The 17,952-nt window shown below is 72.7% G+C and carries 19 protein-coding genes; 17 read left to right on the top strand and 2 right to left on the bottom strand.

All coding sequences use genetic code 11. The features are described from left to right. Positions 1-61: 61 nt before the first annotated feature. The 16 genes from QCZ28_RS22980 (at position 62) to argH (ending at position 16,195) form a co-directional block, all read left to right on the top strand. On the top strand, positions 62-325 hold the full coding sequence (locus QCZ28_RS22980) for a phosphoribosyl-ATP diphosphatase (RefSeq protein WP_030335709.1): 264 nt from the start codon (positions 62-64) through the stop codon (positions 323-325). A 48-nt stretch (positions 326-373) separates the two neighbouring features. After that, on the top strand, positions 374-1,219 hold the full coding sequence (gene hisG / locus QCZ28_RS22985) for an ATP phosphoribosyltransferase (protein WP_030335711.1): 846 nt from the start codon (positions 374-376) through the stop codon (positions 1,217-1,219). Between the two features lie 288 nt (positions 1,220-1,507). Next, positions 1,508-1,981: a PH domain-containing protein gene (locus QCZ28_RS22990; RefSeq protein WP_279518581.1), complete on the top strand. Its 474-nt coding sequence runs from the start codon at positions 1,508-1,510 to the stop codon at positions 1,979-1,981. Between the two features lie 550 nt (positions 1,982-2,531). Continuing rightward, on the top strand, positions 2,532-3,179 hold the full coding sequence (gene infC, locus QCZ28_RS22995) for a translation initiation factor IF-3 (RefSeq protein ID WP_030335715.1): 648 nt from the start codon (positions 2,532-2,534) through the stop codon (positions 3,177-3,179). A 20-nt stretch (positions 3,180-3,199) separates the two neighbouring features. Then, complete coding sequence (gene rpmI / locus QCZ28_RS23000) at positions 3,200-3,394, top strand: 50S ribosomal protein L35 (protein WP_007458415.1); 195 nt, start codon at positions 3,200-3,202, stop codon at positions 3,392-3,394. A gap of 32 nt (positions 3,395-3,426) precedes the next feature. Further along, entirely contained in the window at positions 3,427-3,819 is a 393-nt protein-coding gene (gene rplT / locus QCZ28_RS23005) for a 50S ribosomal protein L20 (protein WP_030335718.1), read from the top strand. Between the two features lie 29 nt (positions 3,820-3,848). Then, positions 3,849-4,700 carry an RNA methyltransferase gene (locus tag QCZ28_RS23010; protein WP_279518582.1) on the top strand — a complete coding sequence of 284 codons (852 nt, stop codon included), beginning with the start codon at positions 3,849-3,851 and terminating at the stop codon, positions 4,698-4,700. A gap of 218 nt (positions 4,701-4,918) precedes the next feature. After that, positions 4,919-5,986, top strand: coding sequence for a phenylalanine--tRNA ligase subunit alpha (pheS, locus tag QCZ28_RS23015; RefSeq protein ID WP_030335722.1), 1,068 nt, complete (start codon positions 4,919-4,921; stop codon positions 5,984-5,986). Between the two features lie 40 nt (positions 5,987-6,026). Continuing rightward, positions 6,027-8,576 carry a phenylalanine--tRNA ligase subunit beta gene (pheT, locus tag QCZ28_RS23020; protein WP_279518583.1) on the top strand — a complete coding sequence of 850 codons (2,550 nt, stop codon included), beginning with the start codon at positions 6,027-6,029 and terminating at the stop codon, positions 8,574-8,576. A 214-nt stretch (positions 8,577-8,790) separates the two neighbouring features. Continuing rightward, positions 8,791-9,792, top strand: coding sequence for an N-acetyl-gamma-glutamyl-phosphate reductase (gene argC / locus QCZ28_RS23025; protein ID WP_279518584.1), 1,002 nt, complete (start codon positions 8,791-8,793; stop codon positions 9,790-9,792). After that, positions 9,789-10,961, top strand: coding sequence for a bifunctional glutamate N-acetyltransferase/amino-acid acetyltransferase ArgJ (argJ, locus tag QCZ28_RS23030; RefSeq protein ID WP_279518585.1), 1,173 nt, complete (start codon positions 9,789-9,791; stop codon positions 10,959-10,961). The genes argC and argJ overlap by 4 nt, the downstream gene beginning before the upstream one ends. Before the next feature lie 55 nt (positions 10,962-11,016). Next, the gene (argB, locus tag QCZ28_RS23035) at positions 11,017-11,922 is read left to right on the top strand and encodes an acetylglutamate kinase (protein WP_279518586.1); all 906 of its coding nucleotides are present in this window, start codon (positions 11,017-11,019) and stop codon (positions 11,920-11,922) included. After that, a complete protein-coding gene (locus QCZ28_RS23040; protein ID WP_279518587.1) occupies positions 11,919-13,148 on the top strand; it encodes an acetylornithine transaminase in 1,230 nt (409 codons plus the stop codon). Before argB ends, QCZ28_RS23040 begins: the two co-directional genes overlap by 4 nt. Then, entirely contained in the window at positions 13,145-14,143 is a 999-nt protein-coding gene (gene argF / locus QCZ28_RS23045; RefSeq protein ID WP_279518588.1) for an ornithine carbamoyltransferase, read from the top strand. Before QCZ28_RS23040 ends, argF begins: the two co-directional genes overlap by 4 nt. Next, the gene (locus QCZ28_RS23050) at positions 14,140-14,655 is read left to right on the top strand and encodes an arginine repressor (protein WP_279518589.1); all 516 of its coding nucleotides are present in this window, start codon (positions 14,140-14,142) and stop codon (positions 14,653-14,655) included. The genes argF and QCZ28_RS23050 overlap by 4 nt, the downstream gene beginning before the upstream one ends. A gap of 76 nt (positions 14,656-14,731) precedes the next feature. Beyond that, entirely contained in the window at positions 14,732-16,195 is a 1,464-nt protein-coding gene (gene argH, locus QCZ28_RS23055) for an argininosuccinate lyase (RefSeq protein WP_279518590.1), read from the top strand. Positions 16,196-16,238: 43 nt separating this feature from the next. Here the strand turns inward: argH and QCZ28_RS23060 are convergent, their stop codons facing one another. Beyond that, entirely contained in the window at positions 16,239-16,592 is a 354-nt protein-coding gene (locus tag QCZ28_RS23060; protein WP_279518591.1) for an MmcQ/YjbR family DNA-binding protein, read from the bottom strand. A gap of 77 nt (positions 16,593-16,669) precedes the next feature. Further along, on the bottom strand, positions 16,670-17,110 hold the full coding sequence (locus tag QCZ28_RS23065; RefSeq protein ID WP_279518592.1) for a DNA-binding protein: 441 nt from the start codon (positions 17,108-17,110) through the stop codon (positions 16,670-16,672). A gap of 123 nt (positions 17,111-17,233) precedes the next feature. Between QCZ28_RS23065 and QCZ28_RS23070 the strand changes: the two genes are divergently transcribed. Continuing rightward, positions 17,234-17,875, top strand: coding sequence for a DNA-3-methyladenine glycosylase (locus QCZ28_RS23070; protein ID WP_279518593.1), 642 nt, complete (start codon positions 17,234-17,236; stop codon positions 17,873-17,875). Positions 17,876-17,952: the final 77 nt, after the last annotated feature.

Here is a 17,952-nt window from a genome sequence, read left to right on the forward strand (position 1 = left end):
GCTGGATTTTGACGGACCCGGACGCGGGGCCCTGCCGGGGCGGCTGGAAGAATCGTTCCCCGTGAAGACGTTCGAGGAGTTGTTCGCCGAGCTGCAGGCCAAGGCCGCCGCCGGCACCCCGGGCTCGGGCACCGTCGCCGCGCTGGACAAGGGCGTGCACTTCATCGGCAAGAAGGTCGTCGAGGAGGCGGCCGAGTCGTGGATGGCCGCCGAGCACGAGGGGCCGGAGCGCACCGCCGAGGAGATCTCCCAGCTGCTCTACCAGGTCCAGGTGCTGATGCTCGCCAGCGGTCTCGAGCTCAAGGACGTCTACCGACATCTGTGAGTGCCCCCACCCCGTTGATCGCCATCCGGATCGAAGGAGCACTCCGTCATGCTGCGTGTCGCCATTCCCAACAAGGGCACCCTGGCCGAACCGGCCGCCCAGATGCTGCGCGAGGCGGGCTACCGCCAGCGCACCGACCCCAAGGACCTGGTCTGCCGGGACGAGGCCAACGACGTCGAATTCTTCTACCTGCGCCCGAAGGACATCGCCACCTACGTCGGCTCCGGTGACCTCGACCTCGGGATCACCGGCCGGGACCTGCTGATCGACTCGGCCGCGCCGGCCGAGGAGGTCGTCGACCTGGCCTTCGGCCGGGCCACCTTCCGGTTCGCCGCCCGCCCCGACGACATCGCCTCCGTCCAGGAGCTGGGCGGTCACCGGATCGCCACCGCGTACCCGGGGCTGGTCGAGCGGCACCTCGGCGAGGTGGGGGTCAAGGCCGACGTGATCCGTCTCGACGGCGCGGTCGAGAACGCCGTACGCCTCGGCGTCGCCGACGTGATCGCGGACGTGGTGGAGACCGGCGCGACCCTGCGCCAGGCGGGCCTGGTGGTCTTCGGCGAGCCGCTGCTGCGCTCGTCGGCGGTGCTGGTCCGACGGGCCGGCGCGCCCGCGCACGCGCAGGCCGAGCAGTTGCTGCGCCGCCTGCACGGGGTGCTGGTGGCCCGCCGCTACGTGATGCTCGCCTACGACGTGCCGGCCGGTCTGCTGGACCGGGCCAGTGGGCTCACCCCGGGCATCGAGTCGCCCACCGTGTCGCCGCTGCACCGGGAGGGCTGGGTGGCGGTGCAGGCGATGGTGCTCCGCGACGACGTGCACCGCATCATGGACGAGCTGTACGAGTTGGGTGCCCGCGCGATCCTCGTCACCAACATCCACGCCTGTCGCCTCTGACCGTCCCCGTCCCGGGCGTGGCCCGTCCGCGTTGCGTTCCCGTCGCCGTCCGTGTCCGCGTCCCTTTCCCGGCGCTGTCCGCGTCCATCGGGCGGCCCCAGCGGCTGATCCACTCGGGTTTCAGGAAACAGGGGTGTCCCCGGTGTGCGGACACCCCTGTTTTCATGAACCCGAGTGGATCTCTCGCCCCTAGGCCTGGGCCTGGGTGCGGCGGGCGGCGGCGAGTGGGCGGCGGCGGCTCGGCGGGTGGTGCGTCTGCGGGGCGAGTGCGGGTGGCAGACTGGTGGGGTGAGTGATACCGAACTGGTCCGCCTGAAGCCCCGCCGCATCCGCGTGGTCTGCTGGTCGGCGGCGGTCGCCCTGGTGGTGGTGTTCGGTCTGGTCGCCACGTCGCTGAGTGGCCCGACCGGTGATGGTTACGGCAGCTTCCAGCGCGGCGACCAGATCGCCATGATCGGGCTGGGCGTCTTCGGGGCGCTGGGCTGCCTGCTGTTCACCCGTCCCCGGGTGGAGGCGGACGCGCGGGGGATCCGGGTGCGCAACATTGTCGGCTCCTACGAGCTGCCCTGGGAGGTTGTCCGGGGCGTGCGCTTCGACCGGGGCGCGCCGTGGGCCAGCCTGGAGCTGCACGACGACGACCTGCTGCCGATGGTCGCCCTGCAGGCCGCCGACAAGGAGTCGGCAGTCGACGGGGTCCGCGCGCTGCGCCGCCTTCACGAGGCCCACCAGGCCCGTCTCGCCGAGCGCGCCGTCGGCCGCTGACCCCAGCGACACCGCCCACGCCGGTCCGCGGCCGAACCGCCGACCGCGCGTTGCTGCCCAGCGGCCAGGCATGCCGCGCACCCCTCGCCAAGATCTGGACAACTTCCCTGAAACTGCTGCCTCCCGGCGCCGGGAGGCAGCAGTTTCAGGGAAAGTGCGCGGATCTTGAAGCGACGCCATGCGCGTGAGGGCCGCGCAGGGGTGGCACGGCGTCCCGGACGCTGCCCCGGGTGTCCCGGTTTGGGGGTGACCGGGGCGCCGGTGTAGTGTTGTCGAGTCGACCAGGCTGTCTCCGCATGCGAGCAGGCAGCCTTGAAAGCGGAGCGCCTGCTCCCACCTGAGTCACCGCTACGGTGGCCGGGTCCGGTCACCGGTTCCGGGCATGTCCCGGCGCTGGATGCGCGATCCTTGTGATCGTGCCGACCGGTCGAGCGGGCCCTGGCATACGCCGGGGCCTTCTGCTTTTCGGGTCGGTTCCCTTCCGGGAGCCGCGGGGGTCGGCGACACGGCAGAAACGACTCGAGGAGGCCCCATCAGCGTCGAACCACGCGTGAACGAGCAGATCCGGGCACGTGAGGTCCGACTGGTCGGCCCAGAGGGTGAGCAGGTGGGCATCGTCCCGCTGGAGCGCGCTCTTCAGCTGGCCGCGGACGTCGATCTGGACCTGGTCGAGGTTGCGCCGATGGCGCGCCCGCCGGTGTGCAAGCTCATGGACTTCGGCAAGTTCAAGTACGAGAGCGCACTCAAGGCGCGCGAAGCGCGGCGTAACCAGCAGCAGACCGTCATCAAGGAAATGAAGCTTCGGCCGAAGATCGACCCGCACGACTACGAGACCAAGAAGGGTCACGTGGTGCGGTTCCTCAAGGCGGGCGACAAGGTCAAGGTGACGATCATGTTCCGCGGTCGCGAGCAGAGCCGCCCGGAGCTGGGTTACCGGCTCCTGCGCCGGCTCGAGTCCGAGATCACGGACCTGGGATACGTCGAGGCCGCTCCCAAGCAGGACGGCCGAAACATGATCATGGTTCTCGCTCCGCACCGGGCCGTCAAGGCTTCCGCGGTCGCCGCCACGGCGTCCCGCGGTGGTCCTCGGGACCGGGCTGGGGACGAGTCCGCCGCTCCGGCAGCCGATGAGACCGCGGCGGTCGGCGAGACCGCAGCAGCCGGCGACACCGGCACCGCCGCCACCAGCGGCGAGTAACAGGGGAGAAGACGTTCCACATGCCGAAGATGAAGAGCCACACGGGTATGGGTAAGCGGGTCAAGGTGACCGGCAAGGGCAAGATCGTTGCCCAGCAGGCCGGCCTGCGCCACAACCTGGAGAAGAAGCCCTCCACCCAGACCCGCCGGCTGACCGGCACGGTCGTGCTGGCCAAGGCCGACGTCAAGCGCATCAAGAAGCTGCTCGGCCGCTGACGCGCGCCACCTTTACGTAAGAAGGAGTTGAGATGGCACGCGTCAAGCGGGCTGTAAACGCCCAGAAGAAGCGTCGTACCCTGCTGGAGACCGCGAGTGGTTACCGCGGTCAGCGCTCCCGCCTGTACCGCAAGGCCAAGGAGCAGGTGCTGCACTCGATGCAGTACGCCTACCGGGACCGTCGCGACCGCAAGGGCGACTTCCGGCAGCTGTGGATTCAGCGGATCAACGCGGGCGCCCGGGCCAACGGGATGACCTACAACCGTCTGATCCAGGGCCTGCGTCTGGCCGGCATCGAGGTCGACCGCAAGATCCTGGCCGACCTGGCTGTCAACGACGCCGCCGCCTTCGCGGCGATCGTCGAGCTGGCCCGGGCCGCAGTCGCGGCCGAGGGCACCGGCGGCGCGGCGGCTCAGGCCGCCTGATCCCCACGCACCAGAGCGAGGCGTCTCCCGTGTCGGCACCGCCGTCCGGGGGGCGCCTCAATCGTGCCGGAGGAGCGCACACCATGGCCTTCACCCCGCGTACCCCCAGGGTTGTCGCCGCCCGCCGCCTGCAACGCCGCCGGGACCGCGACGCCACCGGCCGCTTCCTGGCCGAAGGGCCGCAGGCGGTCCGCGAGGCCCTCGCGCGGCCGGGGGTGGTCACCGAACTGTTCGGTACGACCACCGCGCTCGACCGCCACCCGGAGTTGGCCGCCGCGGCGGCCCACGCCGACGTGCCGGTCTCCGAGGTGACCGACGACGCCCTCGCCGCGCTGGCCGAGACCGTCGCCCCGCAGGGGCTGGTGGCCGTCTGCCGGCACCTGGACGTGTCGTTGGAGCAGGCCCTCGCCGGTGCGCCCCGGCTGGTGGCGGTGCTCGCCGAGATCCGCGACCCGGGCAACGCCGGCACGGTGCTGCGCACCGCCGACGCGGCCGGTGCGGGTGCGGTGGTCTTCGCCGGGGACGCCGTCGACCCGTACAACGGCAAGTGCGTGCGGGCCTCGGCCGGCAGCCTCTTCCACGTCGACGTGGTGCGCGCCCCCGACCCGGTCACTGTGGTCGACGCGCTGCGCGCCGCCGGGCTGTCGATCTTCGCCACCACGGGGTACGGCGACAGCGATCTGGACGACCTGACCGACTACGGACGGCTCGTCGGGCCCACCGCCTGGCTGTTCGGCTCCGAGGCGCACGGCCTGCCCGAGGAGCTGACCGCCGCCGCCGACGCGCGCGTCCGGGTGCCGCTGTACGGGCGCGCGGAGAGCCTGAACCTGGCTGCGGCTGCCGCGGTCTGCCTGTACGCTTCAGCGAGAGCACAGCGCTGACGGTGTCCACACCCGGCGCGACTGACAGCAGGGGAGATGCTCCGTCGATGAACGCGACACAGCGTTCGTTTAGCCAGCCCGCCGGTGTCGGCGGGCGGCGGGCCTGACCTGCTCCCTGCGCAACTCCTACCGGCGGGCTGCGGCACAGCCGCGCGTCCGTAGACTCGCCTAGCCGCCCGTGGAGGGCTGGCGCCGCCGTGAGGGAGTGCCCGTACGCCATGAGCTACCGCAACGATCCGTACGACCCGAAGCAGGTCGCCCTGCTCGACCCCGCCGCCCTGGCCGAGGCCGTCGCGGACGCCACGAAGGCGTTCGAGGCCGCCGCCGACCCGGACGCGCTGACCGCGCTGCGTTCGGTGCACCTGGGTGACCGGTCACCGGTCTCCCTCGCCCGCCGGGAGATCGGCGCGCTGCCACCGGCCGCGAAGTCCGACGCCGGCAAGCGGGTCAACGAGGCCCGCCGGGCGATCGAGTCCGCGTACGCCGAGCGCGCCGAGGTGGTGGAGCGCGAGCAGGCCGAGCGGGTGCTGGTCGAGGAGCGGGTGGACGTCACCCTGCCCTACGACCGGCGTCCACGGGGTGCCCGGCACCCGCTGAGCACGCTGATGGAGTCGATCAGCGACCTCTTCGTCGGGATGGGCTACGAGGTGGCCGAGGGGCCCGAGGTCGACCTGGAGTGGGTCAACTTCGACGCGCTGAACATCCCCGCCGACCACCCGGCGCGCGGGTTGATGGACACCTTCCACATCGCACCGGAGGGCTCCGGCCTCGTTCTGCGCACGCACACGTCGACGGTGCAGACCCGCACCATGCTCAGCCGCAAGCCGCCGATCTACGTGATCGTGCCGGGTCGCGTCTACCGCACCGACGAGATCGACGCCACCCACAGCCCGGTGTTCCACCAGGCCGAGGGCCTGGTCGTCGACAAGGGCATCACGATGGCGCACCTGCGCGGCACGCTGGACCACTTCGCCCGGGCGATGTTCGGTCCGGAGGCGAAGACCCGGTGGCGGCCGCACTACTTCCCGTTCACCGAGCCGTCGGCGGAGTTCGACGTGTGGTTCCCGGAGCACCGGGACGGCCCACAGTGGGTCGAGTGGGGCGGCTGCGGCATGGTCAACCCGCGGGTGCTGCGCGCCTGCGGCGTCGACCCGGAGGTCTACTCCGGATTCGCCTTCGGCATGGGCATCGACCGGACCCTGATGGTCCGGCACGGGGTCAGCGACATCCGCCATCTCTTCGAGGGCGACGTGCGGTTCAGCCGCGCGCTCGGGACCGGGGCGTAGGCGATGCGGGTACGAGACACGGGAACGGTGGTCTGAAGTCATGCGAGTTTCTGTCAGTTGGCTGCGGGAGTACGTCGACCTCCCCGCCGACCTGCCCACCGGTGACCTGGAGCAGGCCCTGGTCGACCTCGGCATCGAGGTCGAGTCCGTGGTGGACCTGGCCGCGTCGGTCACCGGCCAGTTGGTCGTCGGTGAGGTCCGCGAGATCGAGGAGCTGACCGGTTTCAAGAAGCCGATCCGGTTCTGCCGGGTCGACGTGGGTGCCGCCAACGGCACCGGTGAGCCGCAGGAGATCGTCTGCGGGGCGCGCAACTTCGCCGTCGGTGACCGGGTGGTGGTGATCCTGCCCGGCGGTGTGCTGCCCGGCGGCTTCGCCATCGGCGCCCGCAAGACGTACGGGCACAACTCGGCGGGCATGATCTGCTCGGCCAAGGAGCTGGGCCTGGGCGACGACCACTCCGGCATCATCGTGCTGGGGCCGGACGTGACGGCCAAGCCGGGTGACGACGCGCGCCCGGTCGTCGGCCTGGACGACGTCGTGCTCGATCTGGAGATCACCCCCGACCGGGGGTACGCGCTGAGCCTGCGCGGCCTGGCCCGGGAGCTGTCGCACGCGTTCGAGGTGCCGTTGCGCGACCCGGCCCTGACGCCGGCACCGGGCGGCACCGAGACGCCCGCGTACCCGGTGGAGGTCCGCGACCCGGTCGGCTGCGACCGGTTCACCGCCCGCCTGGTCCGCGGGGTCGACCCGACCGCGCCCACCCCGTCGTGGATGGCCCAGCGGCTGGTCACCGCCGGCATCCGCAGCATCTCGCTGCCGGTGGACATCACCAACTACGTGATGCTGGAGCTGGGCCAGCCGATGCACGCGTTCGACGCCGACCGGATCGTCGGGCCACTGGTGGTCCGCCGCGCCGAGGCGGGGGAGAAGCTGACCACCCTCGACGGCGTCAACCGGGTGCTCACCGCCGACGACATGGTGATCTGCGACGACACTGGGCCGATCTCCCTCGCCGCGGTGATGGGCGGCGAGACCAGCGAGGTCGTCACCGGCGGCACCACGACCGTGCTCTTCGAGGCCGCGCACTGGGACCCGGCGATGGTCGGGCGCACCGCCCGCCGGCACAAGCTGTTCAGCGAGGCCGCGAAGCGCTGGGAGCGGGGCGTCGACCCGGCCGTGGCGCTGGTCGCGCTGGAGCGTGCCGTGCGGCTGCTCACCGAGCACGGCGGGGGCACCCCGAGCGCAGAGATCCTGGACATCGACCACGTCCGGCCGCGTACCCCGATCAGCCTGCCGGCGGACCTGCCGACCCGGCGGGTCGGCGTCGAATACCCGCCGGCGCGGGTGGTCGCCCTGCTGGAGCGGGTCGGCTGCACCGTCGCGCAGGGCGCGGACCGGTTGTCCGAGGACCCGGGCACGGTCGGTGTGGCCAGCGGAGTGGGGACGGTGCTGAGCGTCACCCCACCGACCTGGCGGCCCGACCTGACCGACCCGGCCGACCTGGTCGAGGAGGTGGTCCGCCTCGACGGGTACGACAAGGTGCCGTCGGTGCTGCCGACCGCGCCCCCCGGTCGTGGTCTGACCCCACGGCAGCGTCGCCGCCGGGCGGTCGCCGACTCGCTTGCCGAGCGGGGGTACGTGGAGGTGCTCGCGCACCCGTTCGTGTCGCCGGAGCTGGCCGACCAGCTCGGCCTGCCGGCCGACGACCCGCGTCGGCCCGCGGTGCGGCTGGCCAACCCGCTGTCCGAGGAGGAGCCTCTGCTGCGCACCACGCTGCTCGGCCCGCTGCTCGGCACTCTCAAGCGCAACCTCGGCCGGGGTCACCGCGACCTCGCCCTCTACGAGATCGGCGCGGTCTTCCACCCGCGCGTCGGCGCCGGCAGCCCGCCCGCGATGGGCGTGGACCGGCGGCCCACCGACGAGGAGTTCGCGGCCGCCGACGCGGTGGTGCCGGCGCAACCGGTGCACGTCGCGGTGGTGCTCGCCGGGGACATCGACCCGGCCGGCTGGTGGGGGCCGGGTCGGCAGGCCGGCTGGGCGGACGCGATCGAGGCGGCCCGGGACGTGCTGGCCGCCGCCGGGATCCCCGACGAGCGGGTCGAGGTGCGTGCCGCCGAGCACGCCCCGTGGCACCCGGGCCGCTGCGCCGAGCTGCGGGTCGACGACGCGGTCGTCGGCCACGCCGGTGAGCTGCACCCGGCGGTGGTCGCGGCGCTGGAACTGCCCCGTCGCACCAGCGCGATGGAGCTGAACCTCGACACGCTGCCGCCGACCCCGGTGACGCCCGCGCCGACGGTCTCCGGTTTCCCGCCGGCGCTGATCGACGTGGCCCTGGTGGTGGACGACTCGGTGCCGGCGGAGCAGGTGCGCCGGGCGTTGGAGGCGGGCGCCGGTGAGCTGCTGGAGGACGTGCGGCTGTTCGACGTGTACTCCGGCGCGCAGCTCGGCGAGGGCCGCCGGTCGTTGGCGTACAAGCTGACCTTCCGGGCACCGGACCGGACGCTCACCGTCGAGGAGGCCGTCGCGGCACGGGACGCGGCGGTCGCCGTCGCGGCCGAACGCCTAGGCGCCACCCTGCGCGGCGCCTAACCCCCACCCGACCCTCGCTCGACCCCGCTCCCACCCTCGCGATCTTGCAGTTTGTGTTGCCGATTCGCACCTTTGGTCGGCTATGCGGGCGCAGTAAGTGCAAGATCGCGAGGGTGGGGCGGGGTTTCTACATCATCATGCAGGGGGCTGTATTAACTTGCAGGAAACACGTCGCCCTTGTTAGCCTTCGCTGCATAGTCATGCGGAGGTGGGTATGGGGATTCGAGTCGCGGTCGCCGGAGCGAGCGGGTACGCCGGGGGTGAGCTGCTGCGCCTGATCGCCGGGCACCCGGAGTTCGACCTGATCGCCGCCACCGCCCACAGCCAGGCCGGGCACCGTGTCGACGTGGTGCACCCGCAGCTCACCGGTCTCGACCTGGTGCTCGGCACGACCGATCCGACCACGCTGGCCGACGCGGACCTGGTCTTCCTGGCCCTGCCGCACGGCGAGTCGGCGGCCCTCGCGGCTCAACTGCCGGCCGAGGTGCGGATCGTCGACCTGGGCGCCGACCACCGGCTGGCCGACCCGTACGCCTGGGCGCAGTACTACGGCGGCACGCACGCCGGGCAGTGGACCTACGGGCTGCCCGAGCTGCCCGGTCAGCGGGAGCTGATCGCCGGTTCCACCCGGGTGGCGAACACCGGCTGCTACGCCGCCGCGATCACCCTGGCGCTCGCGCCGCTGATCGCCGACGGTGCGGCCAGCCCCGCCGACGTGGTGGTGGTCGCCGCGTCCGGCACCTCGGGCGCCGGCCGGGCGACCAAGCCGCACCTGCTGGCCAGCGAGGTGATGGGCGACCTGTCGCCGTACCGGGTCGGCACCCACCAGCACGTCCCGGAGATCAAGCAGGCCACCGGTGCGACGGGTCTGTCGTTCACCCCGGTGCTGGCGCCGATGCCGCGCGGCATCCTCGCCACTGTCACCGCGACGCCGGCGCGCGGCGTCGACCCGCAGGAGGTGCTGGCGCGGGCGTACGCGGACGCGCCGTTCGTGCACGTGCTCCCGGAGGGCCGCTGGCCGCACACCGCCGCCACGCTGGGCTCCAACTCGTGTCACCTGCAGGCCACCGTCGACGTCGACTCGGGTCGTCTGATCGTGCTCAGCGCACTGGACAACCTGGGTAAGGGCGCTGCCGGTCAGGCCGTACAGAACGCCAATCTCATGCTCGGCCTGCCGGAGACGACGGGCCTGTCGATGTGGGGAGTCACCCCGTGAGCGTCACCACCCCTCGGGGGTTCCGGGCGGCCGGTGTGGCCGCCGGCCTCAAGGCCAGCGGCGGCGCGGACGTCGCCCTGGTCGTCAACGACGGCCCGGACGCCGGCGTGGCCGGTGTCTTCACCACGAACCGGGTCAAGGCCGCGCCGGTGCTCTGGACGCAGCAGGTCGTGCAGGGCGGTGTGGTCCGCGCGGTGGTGCTCAACTCCGGCGGCGCCAACGCCTGCACCGGCCCGGCCGGCTTCCAGGACACGCACGCCACCGCCGAGCACACCGCCGCCGCGCTGACCTCGGTCAGCCCACGGTTGATCCTCGGTGCCGGTGAGGTCGCGGTCTGCTCGACCGGCCTGATCGGTGAGCGGCTGCCGATGCCGAAGCTGCTGCCGGGGGTCAGTTCGGCGATCCGTGGGCTGTCCCGCGACGGTGGCGTGGCCGCCGCCGAGGCGATCATGACCACGGACACCCGGTCGAAGACCACTGTGGCCCGGGGGAGCGGGTGGACTGTCGGTGGCATGGCCAAGGGCGCGGGGATGCTCGCGCCGGGGATGGCCACCATGCTCTGCGTGTTGACCACCGACGCGGTGGCCGGCCCGGCGCTCCTGGACGAGGCGTTGCGGGCGGCGACCCGGGTCACCTTCGACCGGGTCGACTCCGACGGTTGCATGTCCACGAACGACACGGTGCTGTTGCTGGCCAGCGGTGCGAGCGGCATCGAGCCGACGCCGGCCGAGCTGGCCGCCGCGGTCACCGAGGCCTGTCACGACCTGGCCCAGCAGTTGGTGGCCGACGCCGAGGGCGCGACGAAGCAGGTCGCCATCGACGTGGTCGGCGCGGCGGACGAGGACGACGCGGTCGAGGTGGGCCGTTCGGTGGCCCGCAACAACCTGGTCAAGACGGCGCTGTTCGGCAACGACCCCAACTGGGGTCGGATCCTCGCCGCCGTCGGCACCACGGCCGCCGCGTTCGATCCGGACGAGGTGGACGTGGCGGTCAACGGGGTGTGGGTGTGCCGGGGCGGTGCCGGCGCCGAGGACCGTTCGAAGGTCGACCTGACCGGCCGGGACGTGACGATCCGGATCGACCTGCACGCGGGTACGTCGGCCGCCACCATCTGGACCAACGATCTGTCGCACGCGTACGTGCACGAGAATTCGGCGTACTCAACGTGAGCGCGAGGAACGCGGCGCAGCGGAGTCCCGCAGTCGCGAACGAAAGGCCGGCACCGTGAGTCTCAGTAGCGATCTGGCTCGTGCGCAGGCCAAGGCGGAGACGCTGATCGAGGCGCTGCCGTGGTTGGCGCGTTTCTCCGGCTCGACGGTCGTGGTCAAGTACGGCGGCAACGCGATGACCGATCCGCTGTTGCAGCAGGCGTTCGCGGCCGACATGGTTTTCCTGCGGTACGCGGGCCTGAAGCCCGTGGTGGTGCACGGCGGTGGTCCGCAGATCTCGGCCATGCTGGGGCGTCTCGGTATCGCCAGTGAGTTCCGGGGTGGTCTGCGGGTGACCACCGCCGAGGCGATGGACGTGGTCCGGATGGTGCTGGTCGGGCAGGTGGGCCGGGAGCTGGTGGGTTTGATCAACTCGCACGGTCCGTTCGCCGTCGGCCTGTCGGGGGAGGACGCCCGGTTGTTCACCGCGGTGCGCCGCCCGGCGTACGTGGACGGGCAAGCTGTGGACGTCGGCCAGGTCGGCGACGTCGAGTCGGTGGACGTGTCGGCGGTGACGGATCTGATCGACGCCGGCCGGATCCCGGTGATCTCGACGGTAGCGCCGGACGCCGACGGGGTGTTGCACAACCTCAACGCGGACACTGCCGCCGCCGCTCTGGCGGTCGCGTTGCGGGCCCGCAAACTGGTCGTGCTCACCGACGTGGCCGGTCTGTACGCCGACTGGCCGGACACCACCAGCCTGGTCTCCGAGATCGCCGCGGACGACCTGGCCAAGCTGCTGCCCAGCCTCGAGTCGGGGATGGTGCCGAAGATGGAGGCCTGCCTGCGGGCGGTGCGTGGGGGAGTGCCCGCCGCGCACGTCGTCGACGGTCGGGTGGCGCACTCCACGTTGCTTGAGGTGTTCACCTCGGAAGGGTTCGGGACGATGGTGGTGCCGGGAGACGGGACGGACGCGACATGAGCACGTTGGCGCAGCGGTGGAAGCAGTCCATGATGGACAACTACGGCACGCCGCCGTTGGCGTTGGTCTCCGGCGCCGGTGCGGTGGTGGTCGACGACGCGGGCCGGGAGTACCTGGACCTGGTGGGTGGTATCGCTGTCAACGCTCTCGGTCACGCCCATCCGGCGGTGGTGGCGGCGGTGTCGAAGCAGGTCGCGACCCTCGGGCACGTCTCCAACCTCTATGTGGCCGAGCCGCCGGTCGCCCTCGCCGAGCTGCTGTTGGCGCTCGCCGGCCGACCCGGGCGGGTCTTCTTCGCCAACTCGGGCGCGGAGGCGAACGAGGCGGCGTTCAAGCTGTCCCGGCGTACTGGCCGCACCCAGGTGGTGGCCACCAGGGGTGGCTTCCACGGCCGTACCATGGGTGCTCTCGCGTTGACCGGCCAACCGGCGAAGGCCGACCCGTTCCGGCCGTTGCCCGGCGAGGTGACCCACGTCGACTACGGCGATGTCGCCGCCCTCGACGCGGCCGTCTCCGACGCCACCGCCATGGTGATCCTGGAACCCGTCCAGGGTGAGAACGGTGTGCTCGTCCCGCCGGCCGGTTATCTCGCGGCGGCCCGGCGGATCACCGCCCGGCACGGCGCGCTGCTGGTCCTCGACGAGGTGCAGACCGGCATCGGGCGCACCGGGCACTGGTTCGCGCACCAGGCCGAGGGCGTGGAGCCGGACGTGGTCACCCTGGCCAAGGGACTGGGTGGCGGGTTGCCCATCGGGGCGACGCTGGCGTTCGGCCCCGCCGCGGACCTGCTCACCCCCGGCTCGCACGGCACCACGTTCGGCGGCAACCCGGTCAGTTGCGCGGCGGCGCTCGCCGTGGTGGCGACCATCGCCAACGAGGGCCTGCTCGACAACGTCAAGCGGGTCGGTGAGCGGTTGCGTCGCGGCATCGAGGCGCTGGGCCACCCGCTGGTCGCCGGGGTACGCGGCTCCGGTCTGCTGCTCGGCGTGGTGCTCACCGCGCCGGTGGCGCCGGTGCTGGCCGAGGCCCTGCGCGAGGCCGGCTTCCTGGTCAACCCGGTGCAGCCGGGTGTGGTCCGGTTGGCGCCGCCGCTGATCCTCACCGCCGCCCAGGCGGACACCTTCCTCGCGGCGCTGCCGGCCGCACTGGACGCGACCGCCCCGGCAGCGGCCGGCGCGGACACCGCACCAGCCACAGTGACCACCACGACGGGGACGACTCGATGACCCGGCACTTCCTGCGCGACGACGACCTTTCGCCCGCCGAACAGTCAGCGGTCCTCGACCTGGCGGCCCGGATGAAGGCGGACCGGTTCGGTCACCGGCCACTGGTCGGCCCCCGCTCGGTGGCGGTGCTGTTCGACAAGCAGAGCCTGCGGACCCGGATCTCGTTCGACGCCGGGATCGCCGAGCTGGGCGGGCACCCCCTCGTGGTGGACACGCAGGTCACCCACTTCGGTCGGGGTGAGTCCCTCGCGGACGCGGGGCGTGTGCTGTCCCGCTACGTCGCGGCGATCGTGCTGCGGACCCACGGTGACGAGCGGATCGCCGAGGTGGCGGCGGGGGCCAGCGTGCCGGTGGTCAACGCGCTCACCGACGGTTTCCACCCGTGCCAGTTGCTGGCCGACCTGCTCACCGTCAGGGAGTGGTGCGGTGGCACGGCCGGTCGCACCCTGGCGTACGTGGGGGACGGCGCGAACAACATGGCGCAGTCGTACCTGCTGGCCGGGGCGACGGCCGGGATGCACGTGCGGATCGCCGGCCCGGCCGGGTTCGCGCCGGACGCGGCGGTGGTGCAACGGGCCGCGCAGATCGCGGCGCAGACCGGCGGGTCGGTGCGGGTGCTGACCGACCCGGTCCAGGCGGTACGCGACGCCGACGTGTTGGCCACCGACACCTGGACGTCGATGGGGCAGGAGTCCGACGGGTTGGACCGGATCACGCCGTTCCTGCCGTACCAGGTGAACAAGGAGTTGCTCGGCCAGGCCGCGCCGGACGCGATCGTGCTGCACTGCCTGCCGGCGCACCGCGGCGAGGAGATCACCGACGAGGTGCTCGACGGCCCGCAGAGCGCGGTCTTCGACCAGGCGGAGAACCGGCTGCACGCCCAGAAGGCGCTGCTGACGTTCCTGCTGGACGCCGCGACAGGCGACGCCGCGACGGGCGACACCGCAGTGGGCGACGCCGCGACGGGCGGCACTGGCACCGGGGGTGCGCGATGACCGCGCCGTTGACGCGTGCGGCCCGGCACGCCCGGATCGTGGAGCTGATCCGCGACCGGGCGATCCGGTCGCAGACCGAGCTGGCCGACCTGCTCGCCGCCGACGGCGTGGGCGTCACCCAGGCCACCCTCTCGCGGGACCTGGAGGAGTTGGGCGCGGTCAAGGTGCGCGGCGGCGACGGTCCGGCCGTCTACCTGATCCCCGAGGACGGCCAGCGGCCGTTGCGCGACGCCGAGGCCGCGCCGGCCCGGCTGGTACGGCTGCTGCGCGAACTGCTCAACGGGGTCGACTCCAGCGGCAACATCGCCGTGCTGCGGACCCCGCCGGGCGCGGCACAGTACCTGGCCAGCGCGTTGGACCGGGCGGGTCTGCCCGAGATCGTCGGCACCATCGCCGGCGACGACACCATCCTCGTCGTGGCCCGGGAGGCCGTCGGAGGGGCCGCACTCGGGGACAAGCTCGCCGGTTGGGCCCGCCGGGACGACACCATCGACGGGCCCGCCGTCTCATGACGCGGCTGAGTGTGAAGAGTGACCGGGCACGGCGAGTGAGCCCCGCAGTCGCGGGCGAAAGGCAACCGGAGCAATGATGGGCGACGTGGACGACAAGAGCCTGACCGAGAACAGTGCCGCCACCAACCGGACGAGCCTCTGGGGTGGCCGGTTCGCGGGCGGCCCCGCCGAGGCGCTCGCCCGACTGTCGGTGAGCGTGCAGTTCGACTGGCGGCTGGCCCCGTACGACATCGCCGGTTCCCGGGCGCACGCCCGGGTCCTCGCCGGCGCCGGCCTGCTCGACCCCGAGGAGTTGGGCCGGATGCTGGCCGCGCTGGACGACCTGGAGGCCGCCTGCGCCTCCGGGACGTTCCGGCCCACCATCGACGACGAGGACGTGCACACCGCGCTGGAGCGCGGCCTGCTGGAGCGCCTCGGCAGCCTCGGTGGCAAGCTGCGCGCCGGCCGGTCCCGCAACGACCAGGTCGCCACCGACCTGCGGCTCTACCTGCGGGATCACGCCCGAGGCGTGGCCAGCCGGCTGGTCGAGCTGGCGGAGGCCCTCGTCGAGCAGGCCGAGCGGCACGTCGACACCGCCGCGCCGGGCATGACCCACCTCCAGCACGCCCAGCCGGTCACCTTCGGGCACTGGCTGCTGGCGCACGTGCAGCCGCTGCTGCGCGACCTGGAGCGGCTGCGCGACTGGGACCACCGGGCGGCGATCAGCCCGCTCGGCGCGGGCGCGCTGGCCGGTTCCGGGCTGCCGTTGGACCCGGTGGCGGTGGCCAAGGAGCTGGGTTTCCGGACGTCGTTCGCCAACTCGATGGACGCGGTCGCCGACCGGGACTTCGTGGCCGAGTTCCTCTTCACCACCGCGCTGATCGGGGTGCACCTGTCCCGCCTCGGCGAGGAGGTGGTGCTCTGGACCTCGCACGAGTTCGGCTGGGTGGAACTGGACGACTCGTTCGCCACCGGCTCGTCGATCATGCCGCAGAAGAAGAACGCGGACATCGCCGAGCTGGCCCGGGGCAAGTCCGGGCGGCTGGTCGGCGGTCTGATGACAGTGCTGACCATGCTCAAGGGCCTGCCGATGACCTACGACCGGGACATGCAGGAGGACAAGGAGCCGGCCTTCGACGCGGTCGACACCCTGGAGCTGCTGCTTCCGGCCCTGGCGGGAATGATCTCCACGATGACGGTCCGGGTGGACCGCCTCGTCGCCGCCGCCCCGGTCGGTTTCTCCCTCGCCACCGAGGTCGCCGACTGGCTGGTCCGACGCAACGTGCCGTTCCGGGACGCGCACGAGATCACCGGCCAGCTGGTGGCGCTCTGCGCGGCTCGCGAGTGCGAGCTGAACGATGTCTCCGACGAGGACCTGGCCACGATCAGCGGGCACCTCGACCCGTCGGTGCGCGACGTGCTCTCGGTCCGTTCGGCTCTCGCGGCCCGGACCACCCCCGGGTCCACCGGCCCCGGCCCGGTCGCCGACCAGCTCGCCGCCGCGGCGGACCGGCTGGCCGGTTGGCGGGAGTGGGCCGCCGAGCGGGTCGTTCCGCGCTGAGCTGTGCCGTGGCGTCGGCGTCGGCCGCCGGCGCCACGGCTGTTCAGGCCGTCGGGCGCTCCCGCTTGGGGAGCTTCGCCACCACCATGTCGTACGACGAGTCGACCGCCTCGGTCAGCTCCTCGTCGCCGATCCCGCCGTCCAGGCGCAGCGTGTTCCACCCGGACCGGCCGATGTAGGCCATCACGCTGGCGTCGCCGGGGTGTCGGTGCAGCCACTCGTCGGCGACCTCCCGGGTCGGCCCGCACTTGACGCCGACCGTCGGTTTGCCCTCGGCGCTGCCGAGGAACGCGAAGATCCGGCTGCCGACCTTCACCACCTCGTCGCCCTCCCACGGCTGGTCCAACCATGCTCCCGGCTTGGCCAGGCAGTACGCCAGCATGTCCGCGCGCTCCATGGGTGCCTCCTCGTCGTGCGCACAGTGTGCCCGCCTGACCGCTGTCGTGGGCGCGACGTGCCGATCCGGGTGCCTGCTCAGGACGCGCCGGATCCGGCGGTCTGCTCGGACGAGCGGGCGGCGACCCGTTCGTAGCGCTGTCGGGCCGCCTGCGCGCTGCCCAACCCCAACCCGTACGCGATCGCCTGCCAGGTCAGCCCCCGGTCGCGGGCCAGCGTCAACAAGCCGGCTTCCAGGGCGTCCAGCTCGGCGCGGACGTGGGGCAGCAGGGTCAGCGCGGCGGTCAGGTCGGCGGCGTCGACCGGCTCCTCCGCCGGTTCGCGTTCGGCCCCGCCGGCGGCCAGCGCGGTGACCAGGGCGACCGCCTCCCACGGGTCCAGCACGTACGGGTGGGCCCAGCGGCCCCGCTGGGCGTCGGTGCCGGCGTGCCGCTCGCTGATCCGCTGCAACGCCTCGTGGGTGCGGTGGGCGCGGGCGCGGGCCGGGTGGGGCGCGGTGAACGGATCGTCCGTCGTCATACTCCGAGCACACACCCTCAACGCCCAGTTGTCAACAGAATGTTCAAATCTCGTCGCGGGTCCGCTCACGGGCCGCCCCCCGGGTGCGGATCGCCGCTCGGCGGGATGGGTACCGTCGAGTGCATGTCCCTGTCCTCCGGTGACCGCACCAGCGACCCCGACCTGGCGGCCCTGGCTGACCTGCTCGCCGGTCCCCTGCTGCCGGCGGCGCGCGGGCTGCTGGGCTGCCGGCTGCACGCCGGCGGGGTCACCGTCCGGATCACCGAGGTCGAGGCGTACGCGGGAACCGGCGGCGATCCCGCCTCGCACGCCCACCGGGGCCGCACCCCCCGCAACGCCGTGATGTTCGGCCCCGCCGGGTACGCCTACGTCTACTTCACCTACGGGATGCACTGGTGCGTCAACGTGGTCACCGGGGTCGAGGGGACGGCCACCGCCGTGCTGCTGCGCGCCGGTGAGGTCGTCGACGGGCTGGCCACCGCACGGGAGCGCCGGCCGGCCATCCGGCGGGACGTGGACCTGGCCCGGGGGCCCGCGCGGCTCTGCTCCGCGCTGGGCATCGACCGCGAGGCGTACGGCGCGTACCTGCTCGGCGACGGCCCGGTCCGGCTGCGGCCGCCGGCCCGGCCGGTGCCGCAGGAGGCGGTGGCGGCGGGCCCCCGGGTGGGCGTGACCGGCGCGCACGACCTGCCCTGGCGGTTCTGGCTGGACGGCGATCCCACGGTCAGCGCGTACCGCCGGCACGTGCCCCGCGTCCGGCGCTGAGCGCGCGTGGCGGCGTGTGAGCGGCGGAGTGTGTCAGTGGGTGTGGCCATAATCACCGGACCTGCTCACCGACGGTA

This window comes from Micromonospora sp. DH14 (assembly GCF_029809455.1).
GTDB classification, from domain to species: Bacteria; Actinomycetota; Actinomycetes; order Mycobacteriales; family Micromonosporaceae; genus Micromonospora; species Micromonospora parva.